Consider the following 26,376-nt stretch of genomic DNA (forward strand, 5'->3'; position numbering starts at 1 on the left):
GCAAACAAATAGGTATTGATAAATAAATGTGCCCTATTTTGTCAGAATTTCATGAAAATTAGGTTAAGGCTTTAGTGGTAATCGCAACCTAAATGTGACGCCTTCAGGCTGATTTTCAACTTCAGCACACCCACCATGTAACTGCATAATTGATCTGACGATGGCCAGCCCTAGCCCGCCGGTTTGCGCTCTGTTATGTCGACTCTCATCAACTTGATAAAAACGGTCAAAGAGATAAGGCAAATGTTTTTCATCAATCCAGATGTCATGCGTCACAATATCAATCACACAATCCGCCTGTTCCCTTTGTACCATTAGGGTAATAGGCCCCTGTTCTGCACCGTAGACCACCGCGTTACTGATTAAATTGGCAATCGCACGCTGCATGAGGGCTTCATTCACCTTTAAATTCATTTCATCAGGAAGCTGAAGCATCAAGCTCATCTGCCGTTCTTCGATCAGATAATCAAAATACTCCGTCACATTCCGGATCAACTCTGGAATATTTACCAGACTTTTCTCAAGCCCGTGTTCTCCATATTCGGAACGGGCAATAAATAACATGCTCTCGATCATTTTGGTCAGTCTTTCGTACTCTTCCAGATGCGAATACAGCAGATTTTCCAGTTCCTCTTTCTGACGCGGTTGGGACAGCAAAATCTGGGTTTGCCCCATCAAGTTATTGAGTGGCGTTCTTAATTCATGCGCAATATCTTCAGAAAACTGGGCCAGTTTTTGATAATCCTGCTGGATTTTATCCAGCATTTCATTCATGGCATGGCTGAGTTGTTGTACTTCGGTATTGCTGGTCTCGACCTGAATACGGTGATTGAGTTTTTGCACGTTGATTTTACTGGTTGCTGCAATCAACTCCCGCATCGAACGGAACAGGTAATGCCCGACCATAAAACCTAATAAACTTGATAATAAAATGCCCAGCCCACTATAAAAGGCAATTTTCCAGAAATATTGCTTCAGGGTTTGATTGACGGCATACCATTGTTGACCTGCAATCAATTGATAATGCTGATCGCCATGTTGTACCGATTGAAATGCAAGCCGTGTGGTTGGCTGTTCAGGACTATTGTTCGTAAACTGGATTTTACTGGAAGAGTTTAAGTGAGGGATGTTGACGTTTAACGGATTGATTCGGATCAAGTCCTTACCCGTCTCTTTAACGATAAAGATACTGTCCTCATGTCCAACCATATTTTCATACAGCTTGGGATATTTCCCCAAAATCTGCACGGTATAGGCATCGGTTAAAAACACTTCCATGCGTTTAATCCGTGCCGCAAGTGCTTTGTCCTGCTGGATATACACCATTTCACGAAAACTTTGATAAGACAATGTGCCAATACTGATAAAAACCACGCATGAAATCAGACTAAACGCGATTCTCAGACGCGAAGCCAAAGACAATCTATTCATCGTCATGGTCTTCTTTTAAATCGATTTTATAGCCCATTCCTCTCACCGTATAAATCAGCTTGGGAGAAAAATGGTCATCAATCTTTGCGCGTAGACGACGTATCGCCACATCGACCACATTGGTGTCAGTATCAAAGTTGATATTCCACACCATAGAGGCAATTTGTGTTCGTGTGAGCACTTCACTGCGATGTTGTAGCAATAATTGCAACAGCACAAACTCTTTGGCGGTTAAATCGATTTTGCTCTCTGCACGATGCACTTCCCGACTTAAACGGTTCAAGCTAAGATTGGCAATGCTATAAATCTCTTGTTCAACCTTGGGAACACGACGTAATAAACTTTTGATGCGTGCCAATAATTCGATATATGAAAACGGCTTAACCAGATAGTCATCCGCCCCCAGTTCCAGACCTTTGACCCGATCCATGACCTGATCTTTCGCCGTGAGCATGAGTACAGGGATTTTTGAAAATGTACGGAGCGTCTGCAACACTTGCCAGCCATCCAGTTTTGGCAACATCACATCCAGAATTAATAAATCAAATGCTTCTTCTTGCAAGCGTGACAAAGCGGCCATGCCATCTTTTGCAATCGCACTGGTATAGCCTGATTCATTTAATCCTTTTGCCAGAAACTGCGCAATCTTGGATTCATCTTCAACAATTAAAATATGCATCCCACATCTTAACCTTTTTTATTCAACGCAAAGATTACAAATCGGTAATCCAATTGTCATCATGGTCCCATGCATTTTTTCCTAGCATGTACTGAGGAAATAAAGATTTTTATTGCCCAACACGTCTTCATGAAATTTGGAAAATTGTATATGGACAAGCAATTTATACGCTTCACTTTGGGTTCTGTATTATTGATGACCGCATCATTCAGCTATGCACAAGATACAGCGCTTTCTGGCTATTATCTCTCTGCAAAAGTCGCGGCAGCCGAACTCAGAGCGGACAATATGGAAACCAGCTTACGCCCGGGGATTGGCAAATTTGTCGCAGGTGACGATCAAAAAGATTTAACCAATGCATCACTAGGGTTCGGTTATGACTTTGGCAATGGCTGGCGTACCGAAGGAGAATATACCTTTAAAAACGATGCAGAATTTACCAGCGGTTCAACTAACTTTCCAAGCAGTCTCAACCATCATAAAGTCGAGACGCAGCGCCTAATGCTGAATGCTTATCGTGATTTTGAAGTGATGCAAAATGTCGCTGTATACGGCAATCTGGGATTAGGGGTTGCCCGTACCGAATCTTCAGGCTGGCAAGGTAATGCCTCTCGCCAATATCTTTCCAATACCGAAACCCAACTGGTGTATAGCATAGGTGCGGGTGCAAGTTATCAAGCAATTGACAACCTTAAGCTGGACTTGGGCTACCGTTATGTCGACTTGGGCAAAGCTGATAGCGGTCTGAATAACTTCACCAATGCACGTAACTTGCAAGATGAACAGATGAAAGCCCATCTTTATTCAAGTGAGTTCTATCTCGGTGCCAGATACGCATTCTAAAGTTTAAAGGCACTGATCAGCAGTGCCTTTTTTTGCACTCGTCCTCATGTATTGCCCTCACCACAACTGATGGCAATACATAGCAAAACATTGATCAAGAAAGGTGGAATATTGTGATGTATAAAAATCTATTCGCCATCGCTGCCCTCTCGGCTTCAAGCAGCTTGTACGCAGCGACAAACCCTTTGAGTGTGCATGTACTCAACCAGCAGAATGGTCTACCTGCTGCTGATGTCACCGTTGTGCTCGAAGCGCAACAAAAAAACCAGTGGATCGAAATCAATCAGGCCAAAACTGATCAGAATGGACGAATTACTGCGCTTTATCCGGCACAGCAACAGTTAAAGTCGGGTGTTTATAAAGTGACGTTTAAAACAGGTGACTGGTATAAAGCACAACAGCAAAGCAGCTTTTTTCCCGAAATTCCGGTTATTTTTGAAGTTGACGGCAGTTTACCGCACTATCACATTCCACTACTGCTCAGCCCTTACGGGTATTCGACTTATCGGGGTAGCTAATAAAAAAGGACGCTAGTCGCGTCCTTTTTAAAGAGTCTTAGCCCTTCAACCAGCGATCAACTTTTTGCTGGTCTTCAACTTTTAATTCAACCGTGGTCAATTTATTTTCACCCGCTTGCAGTTCAACTTGCAAAAGCTCATCACGACGGAAGGCATAAACCGTAAATGTGCCTTGTTGTTTGGCATACTTGGCTAACAGCTTCTCAGAAGCCTTAACTCCATCAATGGCAAGGATCACATCATTGGCAGACAAACCTGCTTGAGCGGCTGCGCTATCACGACGCACTTGCTGTACCACCACGCCTTCTGCTTTATCTACCCCTTTCAGGCCAAAAGCCAAAGCCTTGTCATGTTTAAGCGTGTAACTCAATCCAAACTCGGGGAACAACTGATCCAGTGGTAATTCATCGGTGGTATTGATCAAGTGATTGATTTGCTCAATCCAGTTATCGCCTGTCAGTTCATGACATAATTCAAAAATAGTGCGTTCATTGACCTGAATACCCTGTTGGGTATTTTGGTATAAACGGCGCATTAATGCATCCAGATTTGAACCACGCAATCGTAAGCCCAAATCTAGACAAAGTGCCACTAAACTGCCTTTGTTATAGTAACTGGTGCCTGCATTGTTGGAGTTTTCATCCTGACGATAGAACTTGATCCACGCATCAAAACTTGACTCTGAAACCGATTGAATCAAGCGACCCGGATTCTGCAAATAACGATCCAGCTGTGCTTTTAACAGATCCAGATAAGACTGCTGCGAAATCACACCGCTACGCAATAAAATCAGGTCATCATAATAAGAGGTAAAGCCCTCAAAGATCCACAATAAGCTGGTATAGCCCTCTTTATGTAGATCATAATTGGCAAAGTTTTCCGGGCGAATAAATTTAACTAACCATGAATGGAAATACTCATGGCTACATAAACCCAAGAAACGTTGATAATCCTTAGATGGTTCTTCGGCTTCATCTGCTTTGGGTAAATCGTCGCGCGGTGTAATCAAGCTGGTGCTATTACAATGTTCCAGACCACCATAACTATTGCCGGTTGCCATGGTCATAAAAGTATAGTTCTGGAAGGGCGCTGACCCGAACATGTTGATTTCAGTCTGGCAGATCTTTTGAATATCCGCCTCTAAACGGCCCATATTGGTCGTGTGTTTCCCCGAAATCACAAACTCATGTGGAATCCCGTTTGCTTCAAAGCTGAAACGGCTCTGCTCTGCCAGTTCAAATGGACTATCAATCAATTGATCATAATTGTCTGCTTTTAAGGTAAAACGCCCTTTGACCAGACTCTTGCTCGGTAAACCCGTTGCAAGCTGGAAATGTTTTAATTCATCCGGTAGGAAAACCTCAACTTCACAAGCTGCCTGTTCCTGATCTTGCAGGCCCAAACAGACACAGGCTGGGTTAACGTACAAACGGCTCTGATCGACATAGGCACCACGTACAGATAGATCATAAGCATAGACATCATATTCAACCGTAATCAGTTCATGATCGGTATTGAATAAACGCCAGCGATTTTTCTCGGTTTTTTTAATATTCAGTATACGCCCGGCTTCATCAGAGGCTTTCACCGACTCAATATGCTTGGAAAACTCCCGAATCAGATAGCTGCCAGGGATCCAGGTCGGTAACCACAACTCCTGATTAGGATTGGCAAGAAAACGTAGGGTGACATGAATCAGGTGTTGGCGATAATCGTCGAACTCAATTTGATAGTGCAACATAATTTCTAATCATGAAAATAGGAACGGTTTCACACAGCTTAGCATTTTTTTACAAAGTCATGCGCAGATGTCGTAATTGTCAGCAAAAGTTGCTGGATTCTTCAACAAAAAAGTCATAGCATTCTCCTCTCACATTTAAGGCCACCGGATCGGCAATACAAGGTATGCACGTGAAATTTCTCCTCTCTCTCTTTACGTTGTTCAGTCTCATCTGTGCAAATCTCGCCCATGCAAACTTGCTTAACATTGCACCTGAAACAGTTGAGGCTGAAGCATGGTCCATCATCGATGCCCAGTCTGGACAAATCATTGCTGAACACAACAGCCATGTTCAGCGCGCCCCAGCTTCACTCACCAAAATGATGGTGGCTTATATCGCATTAAAAGATATTGAAGCAGGTAAATTACGTAAAGAAGATGTTCTGACTGCCACACCTGTGGTGAGTACGGTGATGTGGGATGAATCACAAATGTATCTAAAAGCAGGTGAACAGATTTCTGTTGATCAGCTTTTAGCAGGTCTGATCGTGATGTCTGCCAATGATGCTGCGGTAACGCTTGCTGAAAAAATTTCTGGCAGCGTGCCACAATTCGTCGCCCGGATGAATCAGGAAGCTCAGGCATTGGGCATGAAGGATACCCATTTCAGCAATCCAGCTGGGATCACCATGACCGATCATTATTCAACAGCAGCTGACCTCAGCCTGTTAGCCAAGGCCATTGTGAAAGAAACGCCTGAATATCTGTATTATTCTAAAATGCCGAGCTTTAGCTACAATCAACGTTTCCACCATGCCACTAACCTTGCCCTGAAAATGGACCCTACCTCAGATGGTCTTAAAACAGGTTATACTAAGGCGGCAGGTTATAACCTTGCCCTGACAGCAGAACGCCCAACATTCAATCCGCATGTTGATAAACGTCGTCTGATTGTGGTGGTACTGGGAACGCCAAGTGCAGTCAAACGCGCGGAAGTGGCACATAAGTTAATGAACCTGGCCTATACCTATACCCGTGATGAGGAAGTCATTCCAAAACAAAAACTGATTGCAGAGTTGCCTGTGATTAAATCGACCTTGAAAATGTTTAAGGTCGAAACGCAGCAACCGACTATCGTCACCACGTCTTTATACGGTCAGGCAACACCCATCGACTTAAATACTTTTGATCTACTCACCCAACGCATTCATCTAACCGATGCCAATCAGCAAGTAACGACGGTTGAGCCATTACAAACCACCAATACCCGTATCAATATTGAACTGAATGAACAGCATTTGACTGCACCTTTGACGCAGGCCATGAATCTGGCGACGGTTTCAATTTACCAGAATAACCAGTTGATTCGCAGCTTACAGATTGAAAATGATGTGCAGATTGAAGAAGCCAATATTTTTCAGAAAATTATGCTCTGGTTCTCTAACCTGTTTTCATTCTTTTCGACCAGCGATAGCAAAACTGCCAAACTTTATCCTTTAAATCAAGGGTAAAAAACCAACTTTTTTTATCAAGATTAAACATACATTATTGAAAAAAGGATGGCATAATCCAGCCATCCTTTCACAAAAATAATTAGGTTAATCATGAGCAAAACCTTACATCATATCGTGATTGTGGGCGGTGGCGCAGGTGGTTTGGAACTTGCGACACAGCTAGGTGAACGTTTTGGCAGACGAGAGAAAGCCAGAATTACCCTAGTCGATCAAAATCTCACACACATATGGAAACCGCTCCTCCACGAAATTGCAGCCGGCTCGCTAAACCCTCACGAAGAACAAACCAATTATTTTGCCCATGCAGAAAAACATCATTTTGAGTTCGTGCTCGGCACACTTGTTGATGTAAATAAAGATCAAAAACAAATTACCCTTTCTCCCCCGCAGCTTTCTAAAGAACATACGCCGCAGATTCAAACCCTTAGCTACGACACGCTCGTCTTGGCAGTCGGTTCTGTGTCCAATGACTTTGGTACCGAAGGTGTACGTGAACACTGTCATTTTCTGGATAGCCGTCAACAAGCCGATATTTTCCAGCAGGATTTATTTCACCTCTATATCGAGGCACAAAATCAGTCAAATGAACGGGCCTTGAATATTGGCATCGTCGGTGCTGGCGCAACCGGGGTTGAACTGGCAGCAGAACTGATTGAAACCACCAAGAACTTCTATCGCTATGGATTAAAGAAAATTAATCCGAAGCAAGTCAAAATTACCCTCATTGAAGCCTCTGACCGTATCTTGCCTGCCCTGAATGAAAAAACGGCAGCGCATAGTGCCAAGCAGCTCAAGAAAATGGGGATTGAGATTCTGACTCAACATAAAGTCCAGAAAGTCGAAGAAACCCAGGTCTACTTCAGTAATGGTAATGTCATTCATTCCGATATTACGGTGTGGGCCGCAGGTGTCAAAGCGCCGAAAGTTCTCGAGTCTTTGACTGATTTTAAACGGGACAAGATCAATCGCCTGATGGTGTACGCCACCCTGCAAACCTATTCTGATCCGAATGTATTTGCGTTTGGCGATTGTGCCAACTGTCAATTAGATGCACGCCAGCCGCCGTTAGGTCCGCGTGCACAGGTAGCGAGTCAGCAAGCAACCTTCCTCGTCGATGCAATGGCTGCACGTTTATCCGGTTCTCCACAACCAATGTTTACCTTTAATGACAAAGGTTCACTGGTTTCACTGAGTCGTAATCAGGCGGTAGGAGAATTGTTAGGTGATGTCAGCGTACAAGGTTTCATTGCCAAAACCATGTATGTTTCACTTTATCGGATGCATCAGGCCAATATTCATGGTTATACCCAAGCGGGCATGTTGACCATGAAAGATTTCCTGACGCGTCGTGTCCGTCCAAAAATTAAACTGTATTGAGTTGAAATTTGATATTTCGTCTCAATATTTAACTAAATCGTTTCAAAAAGTGGAAAATAGTCAACAAAAGCTGTTTTTCACTTTATGATATACAGTTAAAACTATTGATGACATGGATTTAAAACATGACTGCTATTGCAAATAACCACGTGGTTTCATTCCACTACACTTTAACAAACGCTGAGGGTGAAACACTTGATCAATCTCAAGGTGAACCACTTGCATATTTGCACGGCGCGGGCAACATCATTCCTGGTTTAGAAAATGCACTTACAGGTAAAACTGTAGGCGAAAAATTCACTGTAAACGTTCCAGCTGCTGAAGGTTATGGCGAATATAACCCTGAACTTGTTCAAGAAGTTCCGGCTCAAATGTTCCAAGGCGTGGACAACATCCAGCCTGGTATGCAATTCCAAGCACAAACTGATGACGGCGTACAAATCGTAACTGTTAAAGCGATTGAAGGCGACAACATCATCGTTGATGCAAACTTCCCGCTTGCTGGTCAAGACCTTACTTTCGAAGTAGAAATCGTTGAAATCCGTGATGCTTCTCAAGAAGAATTAGATCACGGTCACGTTCACGGTGCAGGTGGTCACCACCACTAATTCATTTTTGAATTAGACGAAAAAAGCAAAGCTCCGGCTTTGCTTTTTTATTGGCCCTACTTTTATAAAATCAGAAAATCGCTTATGGTCATGTCAATTTCTTTAAAATAAACAGAATTATGTCGACTGCTTATCAACTGGTCTGGTTTCGTCAGGACTTGAGAATTCAGGATCATGCTGCGCTCTGGCATGCGACTCAGGCTGGCCCTACCATCGCACTTGTAATTTTATCGCCTGAACAGTGGCAATTACACGATGATGCCCCGATTAAAATTGACTTTTATCTTCGACAACTGCAAAGCTTAAAAGACCAACTTGCAAGTCTGAATATACCACTACTGGTTCACAGCATTTCACTCTGGAAAGATATACCTGAGTATTTCGCAACGCTTATACAGCAACTGCCGATTCAACATGTATATGCCAATGTTGAACTGGGTGTAAATGAATTAAAACGCGATCAGGCTGTACAGAAACTTTTAAATCAGCAAGACAAGGAACTGACGCTTTTTCATGATCGTACCCTGTTTCCTGTTGGCTCGATTCGTAACCAGTCCAATCTGCCTTATCAAGTATTTGGTGCGTTTAAAAAGACCTGTTATCAGCATTTACAGCCTGCTCTACCACAATGTTATCCAATACCAGCTCCTCAACAAGCGATAACCGATTTAAAGCTGATCTCATCAACCGATATCAAGTCACTACAACTCGAATATCAAAAACACATCCAGCACCCCCATGATCACGAATGGCAGGTCGGCGAAGCCTATGCCTTGCAACAACTCGACCAGTTTATTGAGGAACAGCTCAGTGACTACAAAATTGCACGCGATTTCCCTGCACGCGCGGGTACCAGTCAGCTTTCGGCTTATTTAAATATCGGCATCATTTCGATACGCCAGTGTCTGCAAGCCCTGTTCAGAGCACAGCAAGGCCATTTTGATATTCAATCCGATGCCCAGCAAAGCTGGCTGGATGAACTGTTATGGCGGGAATTTTATCAGCATATCCTGTTTGATTTTCCGCGTGTCTCACGGCATTTACCCTTTAAGCAATCAACGCAGAATATCCCTTGGCGCGATGACCCCCTCGCTTTACAACAATGGCAGCAAGGTCAGACTGGCATTCCAATCGTTGATGCGGGTATGCGTCAAATGTTAGCAACTGGCTGGATGCATAATCGGGTACGGATGATTTGTGCCATGTTTCTGAGCAAAAACCTGCTGATTGACTGGCGTAAAGGTGAACAATGGTTTATGCAGCATCTGCTTGATGGCGATCTGGCAGCCAATAACGGTGGTTGGCAATGGTGTGCATCGACCGGTACAGATTCCGTCCCTTATTTCCGTATCTTTAACCCGGTGAGCCAATCACAGAAGTTTGATCCTGAGGGTGAGTATATTCGGAAATGGCTGCCCGAGCTGGCCCATCTTGATAAAAAAACCATCCATGAACCCTATGCAAAAAAGCACTCTTTGGCGCTGGATTATCCCCACCCCATCGTTGATTTAAAGCTCAGCCGTGCCCGTGCCATCGAGGTATTCAAAGCATATTTATCCTAGTTACATAAAATAAAATTTATTTGAAATACAAAGCTTTTCTTCGTTCCTTTGAATAGACTATATTGTATGTTACTGTTTATAAAATTATTTTACACAATCCCTAACAGAAAATTTATCGTCATAGCCGTAAAATAATGATACCTTGATCACAAAATACATTTATTAAAACTAAAAATATTATGCAGAAAAATCCGGCTTCAGCACTCGTCTTGTGGATTATCTCAGCCCATGTTTTTATGGGCATCGTCGCGTATGAGTGGTTACCGGCAAGTTATCGTGGCAGTTGGGTTTTCCTGCTTATCCTGTTGATCGCAGGTGCCTTTGTAAATGTCGGTCTGGCCATCATTCTGGGATTAATTACCTTTATTGGCGTCGCTGTTTATTTCCTGCTTGACTTGGCCAATCAAACCTATGTGGAACGTCAACTGCTGTTGCTGTTTGTGCTGCCGATTACCCCGATTTTTTTAAGTGCCATTCGTCACAACATTCAGAATGCGCTCAAGACCTTCCGAGCCATTCAAAGTTATGATCGTAATTATCAACACGATATTTTGCCACTGACGGCCTTGAAACATTTTCAGGGCGAGTTAAAGAAGTTGCTTAAACTTACGCAGAAAGATCATTACAAGGTTATTACCACTCAGATCAATAATACGGTGCTGATCCGGGAAATGCTGGGTGAAGATATCTGGAAAGAAACGCAGAACAAGATCATGGCGATTCTTTCCACCGAAAGAGACAGCGTCATTTATCATTTTATCAATGAAGAGCTGAGCCAGATCAAAAGTATCGTCATTCATGAACCGGTGATTGAGGAAAATCAGGTCTATCCTGTATTTATCCAGCAACTTCAAGACATGTCGGTATTGAAGCTTAAAATTGAACAACACACTGAATATCTGCGCCCTCAAGATCAAGAGGTGCCTTAATGTCCGTACTGCTTAATATTTGTGGTTTGCTGGTGACCACCGCAAATTATCCAGATACCACCTTGCAACAGTTTTATCAGCAGTACTATCACTGCTCGATCCAGCCTGCACAAAATCAGCTCAACCCTCAGACCCAACTTCCCAGAACGATTGCAGGTTTTTTCCCGCAACCCTCAACCTGGTGGCCAGTGTTTACCGCCGATCAGGTAGAATCGGAAAGTTTTAAACAACTGATGGAGAAAGGGATTAAACCGGGCATCATCCTGCCCAATGAATATTTTAGCGCAGTTAAATATTATAAAATCAAAAAGGCAGTCAATGAGGGTGCAATTCCGGTCGCCTTCTATCAGATGCAGCATTCCAAGTATTTTGCCGCCAAAGCCACCTTTTCAACGGCCCTTGGACTGCGGCCTCTCGCTGCCCTGATTGAAACAGGCTGGGATGAAAACCTGATTTCGCAACCAGCGGGCAGTTATCTGATTCAATCCGATAGCCCCAATGAACTTCGAATTCCTGCACGTAAAATTCAGCAGCATCAACATTATTTTTATCAGGTGATCAAGGATCCTTCACAAGCTTCGGGTTATCAGGTGGTAATCAATCCTCCAGCAGATATGCCTGTTAACAATATTGAATATCCGCATCTGGGTATCTCCTGGGACATTAACAATATTAAATACACCAGCACCATCGACGGTGTAGAAACCAATATTTTTGGTTATTTGCTGATTGCCTTGAGTACGGTCGTGATTCCGCTGGATTATATCTATTCCGCGCATTATCCAAGCCTGCTCAGCACCTTTGGTAGCTCTATTTCCTGGATTTCCTTGCTGCTTGGCGGCGGACTACTGCTGATCCTGATCATTTCCATTATTCGCAGGAGAAGAATAAATGCCCGCAATTGATATTCTTTTTCTATTTGGCTTTCTGGGCATCTGGATTCCTCAGGCCTTTTGGGCATGGCTCAGTTATCAGGCCTGGAAATATTCTAAAAATGCTGCCAAAGAACTGGAAAACATGCCTGTGCCGGAGCATTGGCCAGTATTAAGCGTATTAATTCCCGCCTATAACGAAGGCGTGGTCATTGAAGATACCTTACATGCAATTGCACAACAGGATTATCCAGCGCATGCCTATGAAGTTTTACTGATCAATGACGGTTCTAAAGACAATACTTTAGAAATTGCCGAGCGTATGGCAGCGATTTATCCCTGCATTAAAATCGTCAATGTACCGAAAGGCATGGGTGGTAAAGGTAAATCCCGCACCTTGAATAATGGCCTGCCGCATGCCAAAGGTGAATTAATCGTGGTCTATGATGCAGATAGTACCCCTGAGCCGGACTGTGTACGTTTATTGGCACAGACCTTATTGGCAGATAAAAAACTGGTTGCCGTCAACGGTAAAGTACGTACCCGTAACTGGCGTGACAGTATCCTGACCCGATTCATTGCCATTGAATTTATCTTCTTTCAATGGATTTTTCAGGGAGGACGCTGGCAACGTTTTGAACTTTCTACCCTGATGGGAACCAATTATGTGATCTGGCGGGATGCACTGGAAACCCTAGGTGGCTTCGATGAAAAATCTCTGGTCGATGATACCGAAATGAGTTTCCGGATTTTTCTGGGTCAACGTCGGATTAAATGGGTACCCTACGCCGTCGGCTGGCAGCAAGATCCACCATCCTTAAGTGTCTTTGTCAAGCAACGCTCGCGTTGGACCCAAGGAAACTTCTATGTCACCAGCAAATATTTACCGATTGCGCTAAGAAAACCGTTCCCGATCGGAATTGAAATTTTTAACAATATTATGTGTTATGTCCTGTTTGTGCCGGCCCTGATCTGGAGTCACATTACTTTAACCCTCGGTTTACTGGGTATTGCCGGGATTACCGTTCCCGGCCCGTTTACCCTGCTTTGGGGCTTATCGTTCTGTCTGTATGTCGCACAAATGTGGTTTACCCTATCTCTGGAAAGAGCTCAACCTCAACTCTATTTCTTCTCGGTTTTATCGTATATCACCTATTCACAGGTGTTTCTGTTTATCGTGTTCAAAGCGGCCTATGACATGCTGAAAAATAAGATACAGGGAAACTCACTACAATGGTACAAAACTGAGCGCAGCAAGGAGAAAAAATAAATGAAAAAGAAGCCATTACATCAACAAATTTTTAAAATACTGGTCGCGAGTGCCGCGATCTCCTTGCCGGGGTTAAGCTTCGCCGACACGATAAACACCTGGACATTTGATAATATCAATACCTCCAATAAGTACACCATTGAACCGCATTTCTTTTATGTGGGCAAAGGCTCGGAGTGGCAGAATATTCAGTTTAGTAGTGAATATTCGACCGAACATTTCACCACTTTGCTGGTGAAATATGATGACAAGCTGATTTATAACACCACCTTGAATGGTGATGGGATGCTGAACTTTAATATTCCAGCGACCAAGAGTGGCTTTCACCGTCTAGATTTCATCTTGCAACAATATTCGCCACCGACCTCGCCTGCAGCTGATCGAACCACCTTCTGTAGTGAAGATGTGGATCAGGTCACCTATCTTAGCAATTCCAAGATTGATTATTCCCGCCACCGACCTATTTATCGTTTAAAAGATTTACCTGATGCCTTATTTAACCCGCAGGTGGTCCGTCCCACACCTTTTGTCGGGGTATTAAAATACAATCAGGCCAATCTCAATGAAGCCTCGATGCTGGGGCGTTTAATCAGTGCCTGGAGCTCAGTTACCCCGATCCAGTGGTATGAAAAGAATGCGCCAGAGAATCAGCCAGCTAACTTTTTTATTGAAATTGCAAAGTCTGCAACGCCTTTGCCGAATGGCACTCTGGTACAGATTAGTGCCGAGAATGAGGTCCCGACTTTACGCATTCAATATGATAATCCAGAAAAACTGGTCTCTGCCATCAATGGCCTATTAAATCCAAATTATTTACAGCAACTGGATATCTCTTCCACGACGCTACCCAACAAGCTGGCCGCACCGCCTTGGGCCAGAATTAAACAAATCAAATCCCTTGCCGATTTGGGCATCAGCGATTTCCGACTCAATCAGGCAGAAAAGAACCTGTTCTTAAACTTCCCTGCGGTTTGGCAACCCACCGATATTTTGCAAGGGCAAATCGCCTTGCGCGTGCAGAGTGGTTTACTAGAGGGCTCAAATATTACCACCTGGATTGATGGCGGTCTGGCCGGTAGCTTAAAAACTGCTGAACTGGATTCGGACCCGGTCAACCGGCAATTTAACTATTTTGCCAAAACCATTTCCAATAATACCAACTTCAGCATGAAGCTGGAAAACTCGGTGATCGTAAACTCGCAATGTTTGCCTTCAGCCAAAGGCTCACTCTGGATTGATACACAAAAATCGACCGTAAAACTGCCGCATAAAATCAAAAACGGTGTCGCTTCGCTTTCGATGAGTTTTGCCACCCATCCTACCATTGCGATTGATGGCAATTCGGGCAGTCTGGAAATTGCCATGACCATGAGTCAGGTGGCGAAAAAGATGCTGATGACCAATGATCCGATTCCATTAAATCTGGTCAAGTTTGATCCAGCCAAACCTGAGCTTCTCAATGTGCAGGTCAACCCGAATATATACCGCCAGCAAGTTCTGATGCATAAAGATATTCTGTACGCGCCCGCCACTGCACGCGGTTTTCTGGTCAGTTTCCATGAGCAACGTTTTGATGTGATTACCGACTCGATTGAAGGTGCGCAGAACTTCAGCAAGCTCTGGGATAAGATTCAAACCAACATCCCGAATAATGCCAGCAAAATATTGGTGGCAGAAAACGGGCAAGTATTTATCTTACAAAAAATTATTGTCGGTAATCAGAAAGCGCCTCTGGTTCAGCAATCATCATTCTTTATCTTGGTGGTAATAATCTCTGCTATCATGATTCTGGCAATTTTGCTCTGGTACTGGCGTAAACGACCGAATGCTAAAAATAAGGCAGATTAAATCTAAACTTTTAAAAACGATTACGTTATCAGCCTTAATCAGTTTAGGAGGTTGCATGCACCTGTTTCAGGCAGATGTGCAGCCTCCCCAAATTGAGGGAATATTCTGGCAACCCGATCTTGCCACCGCTCCCCCTTCAGGCAACTGGAATTTACTTGGCGTTTCCACCTTTGTACCGCAATGGTCAACGGTGCAGTCCAAAGCCTGGTTCGATCATGACATGGGCTTTGAAAAGTGGGACAAAACACTTAACTTAAAACAGCTCAACCAGCAGCCGTGGTCTGAAAATATTATTTTGGGACTAGCAGGTGAATATGATGAAAAACTGGCCCGCTCTAATGTGCTGCAACTGGCAGAAAGTTCGAAACAGATCATTGAACAAACCCAGTCCGTTCCTCTAAAAGGTTATTATTTTCCTGTTGAGGCCGATCCGACCTGGCTCGGTGTCGGTATGTTGGCACAGGCGATCAGTAGCTTGCCCAAACCGGTCTGGGTCAGTATCTACAGTGCTGAACAGTCCCCTGAACATCTGGATGTATGGCTGAAAAGCTGGTTACCGCACAATACCCATGTATTTTTTCAAGATGGTGTCGGTGTCGGAACGCGTTCGCCCCAGCAAGCAAAAATGATTCTGGAAAATCTTCAGAAAGAGTTTGGTAAGGATAAGGTGGTGATTGTTTTGGAAGCTTTCCGCCCAGCAAAATCAGGCCAGTTCCGCTCAGCTTATCCGTGGGAAGTGGTGGAACAGCTTAAGGCCTATGAAGGACAGAAAGTGTATATTTTTGACGGTCCGCATTATATGAACCGTATGACTGTTTATGCCGTGGCATTATGGTACAAACTGAAATACGGCTAGCGGATAACCCTATCTTACAAACGCGCGAGGCTAGAAGCTCTTATAAAACACCAGTTCCGTGCGCGTATTGTTATAGCGATCCGTTCCATCAGCTAATGCATCTTTGAAATAATGCCCATATAAGCGCTCAACGCGTAGTTTTACCGGCACATAGTTAAATGGCTGCCATGCAACACCCGCACCATATTCAAATAAGTTATTGTAATTTTCACCTTCCGAATCCGCTAAAGTATGTAGCTTGCCATAGGCCTGTACGGTACCCGCTTCACCACGATAGAGATTAAAACCCGAACGCAATCGTAGGTCGGCAATAACGTTATAGTCTTCTCGTGAGTAACTCGCGACATTACCATATAAATCAGTAAAGTAATCATTCCAAAGGGTACGTTGATCAACAGCTGGATTGGCATACCATTCCTGATAGCCAGTAACACCACCGACCACACTTTCACGGAACTTATCCCGATTACGATCAATCAGATCATAACTCCCACCCACCTCTAAATAGGCACGTACAGGAATCGATTGCCACGGCTGATAATTTGCACCAACACCGACGGTTACTGCATTTTCGTCAATAATCTCGGGACGTACCCCGCCTTTGGATTTGGTATCACGGTTCAAGTTTACAAAGCCATACACCTGTGCCCGACCATTATCCAGATTTTTACCATAGCGCATTTTCAATGGGAAAATGAAATCGTCATAACGCGATTCATAAGAAGGCGCAAAGTAAATATCTTTAAAGGTGGATGAGACGGCTGAAGCACTCAGATTCTGGACTGCTTGCTGAGCCTTGCTTGCCATTTCCGGATCAGATGAAGCCGATAAATCTTTAAAGATCACCAAGGCTTCTTTATTTCTTTTTTGCTGGTTGAGTAAATAAGCTTCCTGTAGTTTCAGCTGTTCATCCTGCGGCGCAAGCTGCTCGGCTTTACGCACGCTCTGGATGGCTTCATTTTGCTTGTTCAAACGAATTTGCAGATAGGTCAGGCTTTTCCAGACTTTAAGGTCTTGTGGGGTAAGTTGCCCCAATTCAAGCAAGATTTTTTCAGCTTCTTCCGGCTGGCTTTGTTCAAGCTTGTAAAATTTGTCCCAACGGTCATAAATCGGATTGCCCGGTTTATAGGCCGCATCCCCTTCCTTTACAAATTCAGGTTCGGCACTCAGTACCTGTTGTACAGGCAAGATTAGCCCCAAAATGAATAGTGTATGACTCAGCAGCTTATTTTTGGAATTGTTCATCGCAAATCTCAACTAAAAATACTCACAACAGGGCCTATGGTAAGAAGGGCTTATTCGCATTTAAAATGTTAAATTGTTCACACATGATAACCAAATCATCGTTATGCTATCGTTAAAATAAGTTAATTTATAATAGATTAAGTTTATGAAACAACAATAGAATTTTACAGACAATTGAGCCCTTATAAAACCAGGCCTGAACAGATTAAATAAATTTAAACGAGTAGGATTATGTCTTTTTCACATCATGCAGAACCTCATGTCATGCAACGCTCAGGCTGGCTGCGTGCGGCTGTACTCGGCGCCAATGATGGCATCATTTCGGTGACCAGCCTGATTATGGGGATGGCAGCCAGTGGTGCCAGCTCGCATACCTTATTGATCACCTGTATCGCTGGGCTGATCTCTGGTGCGACCTCTATGGCGGCAGGCGAATATATTTCAGTCAAGTCCCAGGAAGATATTGAAAAATCCGACCTGCGTTTTGAGGCCCGAGAACTGGAAAACAACCCGCATGCCGAACTCAAGGAACTGACCCAGATTTATATCTCACGCGGTTTAAATCCGGAACTCGCACATGAAGTGGCCAGACAGCTGACCGAGCATGATGCGCTGGGTGCACATGCACGGGATGAAATTGGCATCCATGAAAATACCGCCGCCAATCCCGTTCAGGCGGCGCTTTCTTCTGCCGCATCGTTCTCTTGTGGTGCGGCCTTACCGATGCTGGCGATCTTGCTCAGTCCAGACCGCTGGATTGCATCCGCTGTATTAATTACCGGGATTATTGCATTGGCGCTCTTGGGAGCATTGTCCAGTTACTTTGCCCGCACTTCCCTGCTGAAAGGCAGTCTGCGGATTAGCTTATGGGGCATGCTGGCCATGGCATTTTCCAGCTGGGTCGGTTCCCTGTTTAATGTCACCCCGATTTAAACCGAAGATGTTGACCTATTGAAAATAGTACCTATATTCAATAATTAAATAGCGATTATTATTTGCAAGCCTTTTTGTTTTTACGTTAAGGTGATTAAAAATGCAATGAGTCATTGATCATGTCGATTTTAGAATTATTAGAAATAAAACATCCGATTTTGCTTGCGCCGATGGCTGGGGTTTCCACACCGGAACTTGCCGCTGAAGTGTCCAATCAAGGTGCATTCGGGTCTTTAGGTCTGGGGGCCAATACTCCTGAAACAGCCAAAGCACAAATTTTGAAGACACAAGAGTTGACCGATCACCCTTTTCAGGTCAACTTCTTTTGCCATCAATCTGAACAACTTGACCCCGAAATTGCCCGGCAATGGATTGATTATCTTCGTCCCCAATTTGAGAAATTCGCTGCAGAAGCGCCAACCGCACTTCACTGTATTTATCCAAGCTTTCTAGACAATGATGACTTCCTGAATGTAGTGCTGCAAACCCGTCCCAAGGCGGTCAGTTTTCACTTTGGTATTCCTCATCCGCATCAAATTCAGGCTTTGAAGCAAGCAGGTATCATCACCATGGTTTCCGCAACCAATTTACTTGAAGCTCAAGCGATTGAAGCAGCGGGGATTGATATTATTATTGCGCAAGGCATTGAGGCTGGTGGGCATCGCGGGATTTTCAATCAACATTTTGATGCTGCAATTAAAACCAGCGATCTGGTTCAACTGATTACCACACACTGCGATCGTCCAGTGATTGCCGCTGGCGGGATCATGAATGGCGAACAGGCCAAAGAGATGTTGAATCGTGGCGCTTCAGCAGTCCAGCTAGGTACCGCCTTTGTGCAATGTAAAAGTTCCAGTGCCAATGCCGCCTATCGCAAAGCATTGTTCAGTCAAAGCATTACCCAGATTAGCGCTAGTCTTTCCGGTCGTCCGGCACGTGGCTTGATTGGGACTTGGCATACCCAGATTGATACACCGAATCGTCCTGCAACCCCGCAATACCCATATACCTATGACTTGGCCAAGCAGTTGATGAGCATTGCCAGTGCACAGCATGATTTCAGTTATGGCGCGTTTTGGGCTGGGAGTAATGTGGCACAAATCAGAGAGTTAGAGGCCGCCGATCTTGTCAATCAACTGGTGCTGGAAATAAAAACCAACTAAATTTCATGTATAAAAAAGCCGACCTATCAGGATCGGCTTTTTGCTTTTTCAGGTTATTTAATGGCTTCCAGCAAGGTCTGCTGGGCATTATGTGGCGCTTCACCTTCTACAGGTCGTGCACGTTCCCACACCCCGTCTCCTTGTAACAACCAGGCTTGCTGATTGTCTTTGAGATAGTTGAGTAAGCCCTGTTGATAGATCCGCTTTTTCAAGGTCGGCTCTTCAATCGGGAAACAGGCTTCAACACGGTTAAACAGGTTACGGTCCATCCAGTCAGCACTTGAACCGTAAATACGCGGATTACCGTTATTACTGAAATAATAAACCCGGGTATGTTCCAGAAAACGCCCGACAATCGAACGCACGCGAATATTTTCCGACAGATTCGGTAAACCTGGACGTAAACAGCAGATTGAACGAATGATCAGGTCGACCTGCACACCCGCTTGTGAGGCTTCATACAATTTATTAATCAACTGAACTTCAGTTAAGGCATTCACTTTAATAATGATCTGTGCAGGTTTGCCTTCCTTAGCGTTGGCAATTTCGTCATCGATATAATTAATCAACTGCGCATGTAAAGTGAATGGCGCATGCAGTAACTTTTTCGGCTTGGCCATTTTACCCATGCCGGTCAATTCCTGAAAAATACGATGCACGTCTTCACACAGGTCTTTATCCGTGGTCATTAAACCATAGTCGGTATAGATACGGGCATTGGTTGCATGATAGTTGCCTGTACCTAAATGCACATAACGCACCAGTTTATTATTTTCACGGCGCACCACCAGAATCATTTTGGCATGGGTTTTATAACCAACGATGCCATACACCACCACGGCACCCGCTTCCTGCAACACATTGGCCACTTCGATATTGGATTCTTCATCAAAGCGGGCACGTAATTCAATTACTGCTGTGACTTCTTTCCCATTCCGTGCAGCTTCGGCAAGCACCTGCACGATTTCCGAGTCTGCGCCACTACGATACAGGGTTTGCTTGATCGCCAGCACTTGCGGATCACGCGCAGCTTCACGCAACAGTTGAATTACTGGGGCGAAGGATTCAAAAGGATGGTGCAATAAAATGTCCTGCTTTTGCATGGCTGCAAAAATACTTTCCGACTTTTTAAAGGCTTTTGGAATCACAGGCGTATGCGAGTCATAACGCAAATGTGGACGTTTAAAGTTGGATAATAAACGTGCCAAGTTGACAGGGCCGTCAACGCGATACAACTGTTCTTCGTTTAGGTCGAACTCATCAAGCAGATACTCATAAATATGTTTTGGACAGTTATGGGTCACTTCCAGACGGACCGCACGACCAAAACGGCGCGAGCTCAACTCACCTTTCAGCGCTTTTGCCAAATCTTCAACATCTTCGTTCAAGGCCAGATCGGCATTACGGGTGACACGGAATTGATAGCAACCCGTTGCAGTCATACCCGGGAACAGATCAGAAATATGTTCATGAATAATCGCCGAAAGCATCACGTGATGTTCTTTACCATCGGTCAATTCGTCAGGCAAACGGACTACACGCGGTAATGAACGTGGCGCAGGTACAACAGCCAGATCAATTTGACGACCAAAAGCATCCTTCCCTTCCAGCGTGACAATAAAGTTCAGACTTTTATTGACCAGTCGCGGGAACGGATGGGCCGGGTCCAGGCTGATAGGCGTAAGCACAGGTGCAACCTGCTCATGGAAATATTTTTTGATCCAAGCCGATTGTGCCGGTGTTAATTCACCACGACGCAGGAAGCAAATATCTTCTTTACGTAATTTCGGCAGGATTTCTTCATTTAATATGCGGTACTGGCGTTCAATTGCAGCATGCGTGGTTTTAGAAATCTGTTCCAGAACCTGCTTTGGGGTCAAGCCATCTGGCGTGCGGCTTTCATTGCCCAAGGTCAGTTGTTCCATCATGCCCGCAACACGGATCTCAAAGAATTCGTCCAGATTGCGTGAAAAGATCAAAAGGAAGTTCATCCGCTCTAATAATGGATGAAGTGGATCGACAGCCTGTTCCAGTACACGTAAATGGAAATCGAGAATCGAAAGCTCACGATTGATATAACGATCGTTGTAACTATATTCTATTGGCGTTGTTGTCGTCACTGCAGTATTCATACCCAACCTTGTTGCTTTATCATTCATCAAGTGATGATTTAAGTATGCTGCAAAATTATGTCAATTTGGTAAAAAAGCCCAAAATATTGGGCTTTTTTTTAAAATTTGGTGAATTATTGCGGAAGTTGTATGCCGTTCATATATTTTAGGATCACCCGCTTGCGATATTGCAGCTTACGGTCATTGCGGTTGTCCTGATAATACTTTGGATTGGGCAACAGCGCGGCTAAAAATGCAGCCTGCTCCCGGGTTAAACTTTTAGAGCTTTTACCATAATAAAACTGGGCTGCCGCCTCAACTCCATAGATGTTTTGGCCAAACTCAACCGAGTTCATATACACTTCCAGAATGCGTCGTTTTGACCACATCCGCTCCATCATCCAGGTGGCCACTGCTTCCTGGCCTTTGCGAATAAAAGAACGTTTATTATACAGAAACAGGTTTTTTGCCAACTGCTGGGAAACTGTTGAACCACCCGCCACCAGTTCACCTTTCTCGCTATTGCGTTCCAGCGCAAACTGAATCCCTGCCCAGTCAAAGCCATGATGATGAATAAACTTGGCATCCTCACCCGCTAAAATGGCGCGTTTGAAATTATCACTGATATTGTCATAGTCACGCCATTCCTGCTTGATCGGTTTAAAGTCGGTCAAATAATCCCAACGCATAAACATGGTGGTGTTGACCGGATGGGTGCGCCACCAGACCAGACTACTAAAAATCCAGAGCTGGATCAGTAGAATGACGCCGATAATCAACATTACTGCGCGTGCTAAAAAGGCTTTCATTAAAGTGCATCACTCCATCATGCAATAAATTCATGCTAAGCTATTTTTTATATCAATCACTAGCCTAAACATATGACTGAAACGACTCCACCACAAATCAACCAAAAATTGCAAATACAAACTTGGTGGTTTACTGCGTTATTAATCGCAGTCAATGTCGGATTATTTGGCTGGCAGATTCTTTCAGGGGTGAATATTACCGACCCTGCCCCTGTTGATGCAATCGCCTGGGGCGCAGATTTTACCCCGCTCACCTTTTCCGGGCAGGCAGAACGCTTGTTCACCAGTATGTTTTTTCACTTTGGCCTGATCCATTTAATGTTAAATATGTGGGCACTGTATATCTTTGGCAGTGTGGCAGAACAATTATTTGGTCGCAGCTATTATATCGCTATGTATGTGCTGGCTGGCCTGATGGGCAGTGTCCTGTCCAGTTATCTGAGCATCCGCGATGGCTACGCGCTGTTACAACATTTTGACCCAAAATTACTCCCGCATATCAGTGCAGGCGCTTCGGGTGCAGTGATGGGACTCGGTGCAGCACTTACGGTCATTTCCCTGTTTCCCCCTTTGCCCCAGCAACGCTTTTTGCTGGATAAAAAATCATTACTCATGGTGATGGGGATTAACCTGGTCTTCGGTTTCACCGTTTCAGGCATTAACAATGCCGCGCATATTGGCGGCATGCTGATGGGGGCATTACTGGCCGCAACCTGGTATTTCAGCCAGAAAACGCCAAGAAAAGCACTGGCTCAAGCCATTGCTATGACGATGGGCAGCTTACTGCTTTATGCATTCTATTTTTATTGCACCCAACTCAGTACAGGACTTACTCCACTGTGGAATGAAATCCTGCGTCAAAACCAGCTTACTTTCTAAGACTGGTTCATTTCTCTTAAACTTTGTAAGGGCGGAATATCGCATAAGTAACTCAAACGATAGCGCCCGATCAGCGTACATACCACTAGCATGCTCAACGGTAGAATCAGCCAGATTTGCGCATGCCACTGAATCGCCATTTGCATCTTGTAACTGGCAATGGCACTGATCACCTCTGCAAACAGACAGGCCACCACACCCGCCAGCAGACCGATAAAACCGATTTCCAGACTGAGCATGCGTTTTAATTTATGCTTGGCGACACCAAAGGAGCGCAATAAAGCCACCTCCTTACGGCGCTCATCCATCAGCACATTTAAACAGGCAATCAGTACCAGTACCCCCGATAAACCCACCAGCAAGGCCAGAACCGTGACAATCTGCACCAGAACATTGACCAGACGTTTCACCTCTTCCAGAATACGCCCGACATCAATAAACACCGTGTTGGAAAATTGCTGAATCAATTGCACCATTTTCGGCTGATCCGCTGGCGGGACATAAAAGCTGCCTAAATAACTGCCTGCATTTTCATCCATGGTTTTCGGTGAAAAAATAAAGAAGAAATTCGGACTAAAACTTTCCCATTCCACGCTCCGCAGATTGATGACGGTCGCATTCAGTGGCCCTTCGGGTAAGCTGAAACTGAGCTGATCGCCGATTCTGATTCCCAGTTCCCTGGCTAGTTTGACTTCGACCGACACCTGCCCCGTCTGGGTAAAATCTGGATTGCCCTCAGTAATCAGATTATCTTTCGGATACACTGCGGCTTGGGTCAGATTCAGTTCACGACGCAACGAATTATTTTGCTTGACCAGTTCTGCTGCAAAAGGCTGACCATTTTTGGCTACCAACCGGCCTCGAATATTTGGATAAAGTGGGGTACTCGACCATTGATTCTGCTCAAGCTGCTGTTTCAATTGCGGCATATCAAATGGCGGTAAGCCATAAACAAACTGGTTCGGTGTTCCTGCTGGCAATTGTTGCTGCCAACGCTGCAATAAATCTGTTCTTAAGACACTCAAGACCGTAATCAGGCTCAGCCCCAAAGCCAAAGCAGTAATCTGTAGCGCAGTTTGATGCGGAATGCGTACATAGGCAGAGATCGGATGCTTGAGCTGCTTGATCGCTTTTAACAGCAACCAGATCACGGCAAAAAGCACCGCACATAATATCAAGATCGCGGCCAACACCCATAGACTTAACTGCAAATTATCACTCAGCACCAGACTAAACATCACCAGACTGGCAATACCGACTGCAAACATGGCGATATACGATTTACGTGAACGCTCCTGCTGACGGATCACCCGAATCGGAGGGGTATTGAGTAACTCCCAGATACTGGGCAAGATAAAACCAATCAGCACCATCACACTGGTAAAAATGGCGACTGGCAAAGCAAATAGCAAATCAGCCAGTGCAAAGCTCAATTGTAATTGTGGAATCAGCTGTAACATCAGCTGCAATAAACCATAGCCTAAAGCAATCCCGATCAGACTGCCCAGCCCAATCGACAAAGCACTGACAATGCCAAGCAGGGCCAGATAAGCCAGCAAAATCTGTCTCTTGCTTGCCCCCAGACAGCGCATCAGGGCAATATGATCCTGATTTTGTTGCACATAACGTTGACTGGTCAAGGCAATGGCAATACCACACAGCAAAATAGTTAATAAATTGGCAAGCTGTAAAAAGGTATCCAGATTTTCAATCGGTTTCATTAAGCGCGTATTGGATTGGCTGGCATCGCGTAATTTCAGTGAAGCCTGTTCATCCTCTTCCATCTGCTGCTCATCGGGCTGGTCGTGCATCGCTTCAGGATGGGTCTGTTGCCTGAAGACGTTTTTAAAAGCCCTAACCTGTTCAGGCAGCCCTGCCATCAATAACCGATACTCAATCCGGCTGCCCACTTGCACGGCATGGGTTTTGGCAATATCGGCCTGATGAATCATCACTGTCGGCGAAAATCCGGAAAAGCCAAGCTCCTGATTAGCATCGTGTTCAATAATCCCGGTTACTTTAAACTGAGCATCCGCTACCGCAACCTGATCCCCCACTTTCGCCTGTAACAGATCAGCGGCCCGCGGGCTCAACCAGACCTGTCCAGTTTGAAGGCCTTGTGACTTGGGCTGAATTTCAAGTTCACCGCGTAATGGAAAATGCGCATCAATCGCTTTGACATTGACCATCACAAACTGATCCGAGGTATGCGCCATCGAACTAAACACCGTCACCGCTGCCTGTTGCAAACCCAGTTTTTGGGCTTGCTGTGACCATTCGGTCTGAATCGGGTCCTTATCGTAGAGCACCAGATCCGCAGCCAACATTTCAGCGGCCTGTAGGGTTACGGCATTTTGGACTTGGGTATTACTAAACTTAAGGGCTGTGGTGGCACTGATCGCTAAAGAAAGGGCAATGATTAATAAATACAAGCCTCCCGTACGAAAGCTTTGCAGTAAGAGAGGCTTAAGCACTGAACTCATAGGCCCTCTCCAAGTTTGACGATGTCCTGAATCTGACCATCCGCCAGTTTGACATGACGTTGACATAAAGCTGCCAGATTCTGATCATGCGTCACCAGCACCAAAGTTGTTCCTAATTCTTTATTAAGCTCAAATAATAGCTGTTCAATTTCTTCAGCCGTTTGTCCATCCAGATTACCTGTCGGTTCATCGGCAAAAATAATTTTGGGTTCTGCAATCAGGGCACGTGCAATGGCTACGCGCTGCTGCTCCCCACCCGAGAGCACTTTCGGTGTTTGCTGGGCCTGACGTACTAGCCCAACCCGTTCTAACCAGGCCAATGCTTTCTGTTCTGCCTGCCTGAAATTAAAGTCAGGTTGTAAGCGTAAGGGCAACATGACATTTTCCAGTGCACTGAGCTGCGGCAATAGCTGAAAAGACTGAAATACAAAACCGATATTTTCCAGACGAACCTGTGCACGCTGCTCTTCAGACAAGCTGTGCACTGCCTGCCCACATACCCATAACTCCCCGGCGCTGGGACGATCAAGCGTTGCCAGGATGCCCAATAAGGTTGATTTGCCTGAACCTGAGCGACCGGTAATGGCAATCTGTTCGCCTGGATAAATATCCAAATCGATCTCTTTTAAAATCGTTAAACTTTGCTGATTAATTTGAATCTTTTGTGTAACTTTTTGGGCAGAAATAATCGGTTGTGGCATGATGTCACGTATCCTTTAGGACAAA

The 26,376-nt window shown here is 44.7% G+C and carries 22 protein-coding genes; 14 read left to right on the forward strand and 8 right to left on the reverse strand.

The features are described 5' to 3' along the window. Positions 1 to 63: 63 nt before the first annotated feature. On the reverse strand, positions 64 to 1,431 hold the full coding sequence (locus tag JO943_RS10710) for a heavy metal sensor histidine kinase (protein ID WP_202740756.1): 1,368 nt from the start codon (positions 1,429 to 1,431) through the stop codon (positions 64 to 66). After that, entirely contained in the window at positions 1,424 to 2,110 is a 687-nt protein-coding gene (locus JO943_RS10715; protein ID WP_202740757.1) for a heavy metal response regulator transcription factor, read from the reverse strand. The genes JO943_RS10710 and JO943_RS10715 overlap by 8 nt, the downstream gene beginning before the upstream one ends. 150 nt (positions 2,111 to 2,260) lie before the next feature. Here JO943_RS10715 and JO943_RS10720 point away from each other — a divergent pair, with 150 nt between their 5' ends. Together JO943_RS10720 and uraH are read left to right on the forward strand one after the other, a co-directional pair. Next, positions 2,261 to 2,953, forward strand: coding sequence for an outer membrane protein (locus tag JO943_RS10720; protein ID WP_202740758.1), 693 nt, complete (start codon positions 2,261 to 2,263; stop codon positions 2,951 to 2,953). A gap of 116 nt (positions 2,954 to 3,069) precedes the next feature. Next, positions 3,070 to 3,471 (forward strand): hydroxyisourate hydrolase, encoded by a 402-nt coding sequence (gene uraH, locus JO943_RS10725; protein WP_202740759.1) that lies wholly within the window; start codon positions 3,070 to 3,072, stop codon positions 3,469 to 3,471. Between the two features lie 37 nt (positions 3,472 to 3,508). On the opposite strand, the gene JO943_RS10730 is transcribed toward uraH, so the two are convergent. Further along, the gene (locus JO943_RS10730) at positions 3,509 to 5,212 is read right to left on the reverse strand and encodes a M61 family metallopeptidase (RefSeq protein WP_202740760.1); all 1,704 of its coding nucleotides are present in this window, start codon (positions 5,210 to 5,212) and stop codon (positions 3,509 to 3,511) included. A gap of 170 nt (positions 5,213 to 5,382) precedes the next feature. On the opposite strand from JO943_RS10730, the gene JO943_RS10735 reads away from it, so the two are divergent. From JO943_RS10735 to JO943_RS10775, 9 genes are all read left to right on the forward strand, one after another. Continuing rightward, positions 5,383 to 6,702 (forward strand): D-alanyl-D-alanine carboxypeptidase PBP6B, encoded by a 1,320-nt coding sequence (locus JO943_RS10735; RefSeq protein ID WP_032870412.1) that lies wholly within the window; start codon positions 5,383 to 5,385, stop codon positions 6,700 to 6,702. 93 nt (positions 6,703 to 6,795) lie between these two features. Beyond that, complete coding sequence (locus JO943_RS10740) at positions 6,796 to 8,082, forward strand: NAD(P)/FAD-dependent oxidoreductase (protein WP_009511282.1); 1,287 nt, start codon at positions 6,796 to 6,798, stop codon at positions 8,080 to 8,082. 125 nt (positions 8,083 to 8,207) lie between these two features. Continuing rightward, positions 8,208 to 8,690, forward strand: a complete 483-nt coding sequence (locus JO943_RS10745; RefSeq protein ID WP_004770302.1) for an FKBP-type peptidyl-prolyl cis-trans isomerase — start codon at positions 8,208 to 8,210, stop codon at positions 8,688 to 8,690. Between the two features lie 119 nt (positions 8,691 to 8,809). Further along, positions 8,810 to 10,252, forward strand: a complete 1,443-nt coding sequence (locus JO943_RS10750; RefSeq protein WP_202740761.1) for a cryptochrome/photolyase family protein — start codon at positions 8,810 to 8,812, stop codon at positions 10,250 to 10,252. A 179-nt stretch (positions 10,253 to 10,431) separates the two neighbouring features. Continuing rightward, complete coding sequence (locus JO943_RS10755) at positions 10,432 to 11,181, forward strand: hypothetical protein (protein ID WP_005231782.1); 750 nt, start codon at positions 10,432 to 10,434, stop codon at positions 11,179 to 11,181. After that, complete coding sequence (locus tag JO943_RS10760; protein ID WP_199974632.1) at positions 11,181 to 12,086, forward strand: hypothetical protein; 906 nt, start codon at positions 11,181 to 11,183, stop codon at positions 12,084 to 12,086. The genes JO943_RS10755 and JO943_RS10760 overlap by 1 nt, the downstream gene beginning before the upstream one ends. Further along, positions 12,073 to 13,323: a glycosyltransferase family 2 protein gene (locus tag JO943_RS10765; protein ID WP_005231784.1), complete on the forward strand. Its 1,251-nt coding sequence runs from the start codon at positions 12,073 to 12,075 to the stop codon at positions 13,321 to 13,323. The genes JO943_RS10760 and JO943_RS10765 overlap by 14 nt, the downstream gene beginning before the upstream one ends. Next, positions 13,324 to 15,171 carry a hypothetical protein gene (locus tag JO943_RS10770; RefSeq protein ID WP_199974634.1) on the forward strand — a complete coding sequence of 616 codons (1,848 nt, stop codon included), beginning with the start codon at positions 13,324 to 13,326 and terminating at the stop codon, positions 15,169 to 15,171. It abuts the gene before it with no gap. Continuing rightward, positions 15,149 to 16,027, forward strand: a complete 879-nt coding sequence (locus JO943_RS10775) for a hypothetical protein (RefSeq protein ID WP_171067708.1) — start codon at positions 15,149 to 15,151, stop codon at positions 16,025 to 16,027. Before JO943_RS10770 ends, JO943_RS10775 begins: the two co-directional genes overlap by 23 nt. 30 nt (positions 16,028 to 16,057) lie before the next feature. Here the strand turns inward: JO943_RS10775 and JO943_RS10780 are convergent, their stop codons facing one another. Continuing rightward, positions 16,058 to 17,272 (reverse strand): tetratricopeptide repeat protein, encoded by a 1,215-nt coding sequence (locus tag JO943_RS10780; RefSeq protein WP_005231788.1) that lies wholly within the window; start codon positions 17,270 to 17,272, stop codon positions 16,058 to 16,060. 231 nt (positions 17,273 to 17,503) lie between these two features. Between JO943_RS10780 and JO943_RS10785 the strand changes: the two genes are divergently transcribed. Together JO943_RS10785 and JO943_RS10790 are read left to right on the forward strand one after the other, a co-directional pair. Next, positions 17,504 to 18,205 carry a VIT family protein gene (locus tag JO943_RS10785; RefSeq protein WP_005231789.1) on the forward strand — a complete coding sequence of 234 codons (702 nt, stop codon included), beginning with the start codon at positions 17,504 to 17,506 and terminating at the stop codon, positions 18,203 to 18,205. Positions 18,206 to 18,324: 119 nt separating this feature from the next. Then, positions 18,325 to 19,368: an NAD(P)H-dependent flavin oxidoreductase gene (locus JO943_RS10790; protein WP_005231791.1), complete on the forward strand. Its 1,044-nt coding sequence runs from the start codon at positions 18,325 to 18,327 to the stop codon at positions 19,366 to 19,368. Positions 19,369 to 19,421: 53 nt separating this feature from the next. Here the strand turns inward: JO943_RS10790 and ppk1 are convergent, their stop codons facing one another. Continuing rightward, on the reverse strand, positions 19,422 to 21,500 hold the full coding sequence (gene ppk1 / locus JO943_RS10795) for a polyphosphate kinase 1 (RefSeq protein WP_005231793.1): 2,079 nt from the start codon (positions 21,498 to 21,500) through the stop codon (positions 19,422 to 19,424). Positions 21,501 to 21,613: 113 nt separating this feature from the next. Further along, on the reverse strand, positions 21,614 to 22,288 hold the full coding sequence (gene mtgA, locus JO943_RS10800) for a monofunctional biosynthetic peptidoglycan transglycosylase (protein WP_005231795.1): 675 nt from the start codon (positions 22,286 to 22,288) through the stop codon (positions 21,614 to 21,616). A 72-nt stretch (positions 22,289 to 22,360) separates the two neighbouring features. On the opposite strand from mtgA, the gene JO943_RS10805 reads away from it, so the two are divergent. Beyond that, positions 22,361 to 23,167 (forward strand): rhomboid family intramembrane serine protease, encoded by an 807-nt coding sequence (locus tag JO943_RS10805; protein ID WP_202740762.1) that lies wholly within the window; start codon positions 22,361 to 22,363, stop codon positions 23,165 to 23,167. Here JO943_RS10805 and JO943_RS10810 read toward each other — a convergent pair. Together JO943_RS10810 and JO943_RS10815 are read right to left on the reverse strand one after the other, a co-directional pair. Further along, entirely contained in the window at positions 23,164 to 25,650 is a 2,487-nt protein-coding gene (locus JO943_RS10810; protein ID WP_202740763.1) for an ABC transporter permease, read from the reverse strand. The genes JO943_RS10805 and JO943_RS10810 overlap by 4 nt on opposite strands. Continuing rightward, entirely contained in the window at positions 25,647 to 26,351 is a 705-nt protein-coding gene (locus tag JO943_RS10815) for an ABC transporter ATP-binding protein (protein ID WP_202740764.1), read from the reverse strand. Before JO943_RS10815 ends, JO943_RS10810 begins: the two co-directional genes overlap by 4 nt. Between the last annotated feature and the right edge of the window lie 25 nt (positions 26,352 to 26,376).

Source organism: Acinetobacter sp. 'aerobic (ED)' (assembly GCF_904886855.1).
In the GTDB taxonomy this organism is placed as follows: Bacteria; Pseudomonadota; Gammaproteobacteria; order Pseudomonadales; family Moraxellaceae; genus Acinetobacter; species Acinetobacter courvalinii.